The sequence below is a fragment of the Nostoc sp. CHAB 5715 genome (assembly GCF_020829685.1).
GTDB lineage: Bacteria > Cyanobacteriota > Cyanobacteriia > Cyanobacteriales > Nostocaceae > Nostoc.
This window is the reverse complement of record NZ_JAIVFR010000811.1, coordinates 1-3,522: the sequence shown is the minus strand read 5'-3', so window position 1 is coordinate 3,522 and position 3,522 is coordinate 1. Positions and strand designations below refer to the sequence as shown.

The following is a 3,522-nucleotide window of genomic DNA, read 5'->3' as shown; positions in this document are numbered from 1 at the left end:
AAGCTGATGTGTTGATCGTCTGTGGCAGTCTAAATATCTTAGGTGCGCTATGGTTCTCTGCACAATTGCCAGCAGTGAGCCGTTGGATCGCTCGCTAAACAGTTTGACAGTTCATGCCTCCTTTAGCTAATTTTTTCATCCCAAGGGGCAGGTTTGCTAATTTGCTTCCATATAGGACTATACAACGCTTCATGTAGTTCGCGTGCTAGTACCACCAAACCTGCATAACCAGCGTAAGCATGGTGACGTTCATGGTTAATGTCTAAAAAAGGAATTTGCGCTTTGAGTGCTGTATATTTATTTCAGCCCCAGCAATCAACACATCAGCTTTTGTTTGGTTTAATACCTTTAATAATGCCTGGGGAGTTGTGTCCGACAAAATCATTCCATCTTCACCAAGATATTGTTTAATTTTAGCTTTCTCCTCTTGTGTTGTTTTGCCATCCGTAGCTGCAATAACTTCCATTCCCAAGTCTTGGGCTGCTAAGATCAGTGACCAACTTTTCACACCACCAGTAGAAAGAAGAATTCGCTTACCTTTTAAATCAGCAAGGTAAGGAGCTAAAGCAATATCTAGAGCAGCATTTTCTTGGGCAATTAACTTTTCTGTACGTTCTTGAAGCTCATGGACAACAACACTATCTCCCAAGGATATGCTTAATTTTGCCGCAACATTCTGTAAGCAATTGTTTAAGTTAGTCGCACCATAGAAAGACTCTTCAATATAAGGAATTCCATAGCGTTCTTCCATAGTTTGTGCCATTTGTATAGCTACATTTGAGCAAAGTACTACATTTAATTTGGCACGATGAGCATAGCAAACTTCTAGATAACGAGCATCACCTGTAATTTTGGAAAGAACGCGAATACCCATTTTTGTAAACAATGGTAGGATATTCCACGTTTCACCTGCAACATTATAATCACCAACAATATTAATATCAAATGGTGTGATAAATTCAGGTTCTGCTGTACCAATGACAGCATTCAATAAAGTTTCATTCCCGATGCGATTCCCTAAATTTTTACTACCAAGAAATCCAGGTGCATTTACATAAATAACTGGAATATTAATTTTTTGTGTAGCTAGTTTACAGACACTATCAATATCATCACCAATCAAAGCAGACAGACAAGTAGCGTAAACGAAAATAGCGGCAGGATGATAGCGGTTAGCAACATCCACAATAGCTTTGTACAGTTTCTTTTCCCCACCAAAAACGATATTACCCTCACTAAAGTCAGTAGTAAAAGCTGTTTGATATAATTCAGAACCTGATGAGAGGCTACCATGAGTTGCCCAAGGATTGTGAGTACAAGAAACAGCACCATGTACTAAATGAACAGCATCAGTTATAGCTCCGACAGAAACCATCGCTCCGTCAAAAGGACAATTTCCTTGGGTTGAACCTGGTTGTGGTGGTTTTGTGCAAGTGAGTTTTTTCTGGTTAGATTTGCAAACTGTTTCACTGAGTGATTCGTTAATTGTTACTTGAGTATTCTTCATGTTTTTTCTCCTGTTGAAGATGAATACAAAACAGCCAAGAATGAGGAGTTAAGAGTGTTATTTTCTCTCTATCTCCTTTCTCCTATTATTCTTAATTACCAATTTTTCTCACTATTATCCACTCCTCGTGATAGCTCGTGTTAGACGAAGTTTCTTGAGACTGATTTCTGGAAAATTACAAAAAACAGCAATTGATCCACTAGTATTTCAGATAAAACAAGCAACTACTCTGACGCATTCTGTATTTTTAGAAAGCCTGTTATAGCAATCCTTAATTGCATGAGGTACATCTTAGTTTCTAACCTCTAGCCCCTCTCCTCAACGAGATGTAACTCACTAAAATGAGAACCACTATAATTTTTTTGTTAGTTTTAGCTTATCTATATATTAGCATAACTAATATTTAGATAAGCAATTATTGTTGTTATATTTTTAAACCAAATGTTATTAGATAATTAAACAGAATAATTAGGCACATTGTCTCTCTGTACCTTGTTTTTTGTTTGATGATTTAACTAAGGAATTTAATTTTTTACTAATACTTTTATAGGTATCTTATTTAACGCTTATAGCACCTTAGATTTAGGTCATCATAGCCTTATTAATTTGAATATACACGAAACCTATCGATTAACCGGACTAAAACGTGGAATTTCTTTTGAAATTTGAAAAGTATACACAATATCGTCAATTCTGGGAGCAGAGTTTTGATCGCCTGGATGAGTATCTACAACAATTGCAAGCAGAGGAAAAGAAACGCGATCGCTCATAGGTTACGATTGACATTGCCATCGGTTAGGGAAAGCGTCGTAACTCGCGTCTTTAATGCCTCACGCAAACTCGTCTTCGAGGCATGGACTCAGCCCGAACACGTTAAACGCTGATTTGGGGGTTGCAGCAGTATGACAATGACCGTTTGCGAAATCGACCTGCGCGTGGGTGGCACTTGGCGCTATGTCTTGCATGACTCCGGTAACGACACTGAACACGCATTTTCAGGAGAGTACCGTGAAATTGTGCCGCCGCAACGATTGATTGCTACCGAACACTACGAACCAGTTCCCAACAGCGACCACCTGAATACGCTTACCCTGACTGAACAAGACGGAAAAACGACGCTGCACATCGCAATGCAAGGGTTGGTCAAGTACTTAGTCGCTCTATGGGCGATTTCCAAAAGGGTACTCATGCCCTAAAATGGGATGGGGTGTGTAAGGTTCTTCTAGGAATTTGCGCTCTTGATCAGACAGTTCTAAATCCACCGCCTCGACAGCCTCTTTGAGATGTTCGATCTTGCTAGCGCCTATTATGGGAGATGTTACACCTGGTTGATGCAATAGCCAAGCTAGGGCAATTTGTGTGGGTTTAACCCCTCGTTTTGTAGCTAATTCAACTACGCGCTCAACTACTTGAAAATCTGAATCTTGATAGTAGAGATTGTGAGCGAATTCGTCAGTTTTTGCACGTAGTGTTTGGCCATAGTCTGACTTGCTGCGATTCCCTGACAAAAAGCCACGCGCCAGGGGACTCCAAGGAATAATACCAATCCCTTGATCTCGGGCTAGAGGTATCACTTCTCGTTCTTCTTCTCGATAGACTAGGTTGTAGTGATTTTGAATTGATACAAAGCGAGTCCAGCCGTGAATGTCTCCTGTATAAAGGGCTTTGGCAAACTGCCATGCGTAAACACTAGAAATCCCCAGGTAACGGACTTTACCTGCTTTCACAAGATCATGAAGTGCTTCTAAGGTTTCTTCGATTGGTGTCTCATAGTCCCAACGGTGAATTTGGTATAAGTCTACATAATCGCTCTGTAGTCGCCGCAAAGAAGCATCAATGCTATCAAAAATATGTTTGCGAGATAGGCCTCGATCATTTGGGCCATCGCCGACTTTACCATGTACTTTGGTAGCAATAACAACCTGATCTCTGTTTGCAAAGTCTTTGAGCGCTTATGTAGACTTATACCAAATTCACCGTTGGGACTATGAGACACCAATCGAAGAAACCTTAGA

At 40.1% G+C, this 3,522-nt stretch carries 1 protein-coding gene and 2 pseudogenes; 1 reads left to right on the top strand and 2 read right to left on the bottom strand.

Annotated elements, in window-relative coordinates; translation table 11 throughout:
- Nucleotides 1-122: 122 nt before the first annotated feature.
- Nucleotides 123-1,507, bottom strand: a pseudogene (gene nifE, locus LC574_RS31710) (nitrogenase iron-molybdenum cofactor biosynthesis protein NifE).
- A gap of 902 nt (nt 1,508-2,409) precedes the next feature.
- On the opposite strand from nifE, the gene LC574_RS31705 reads away from it, so the two are divergent.
- Nucleotides 2,410-2,703 carry an SRPBCC domain-containing protein gene (locus LC574_RS31705; protein WP_229457535.1) on the top strand — a complete coding sequence of 98 codons (294 nt, stop codon included), beginning with the start codon at nt 2,410-2,412 and terminating at the stop codon, nt 2,701-2,703.
- Here LC574_RS31705 and LC574_RS31700 read toward each other — a convergent pair.
- Nucleotides 2,668-3,441 (bottom strand): annotated as a pseudogene (locus tag LC574_RS31700) (aldo/keto reductase); the annotation flags it as partial. The gene LC574_RS31705 and the pseudogene LC574_RS31700 overlap by 36 nt on opposite strands.
- Nucleotides 3,442-3,522 lie beyond the last annotated feature (81 nt).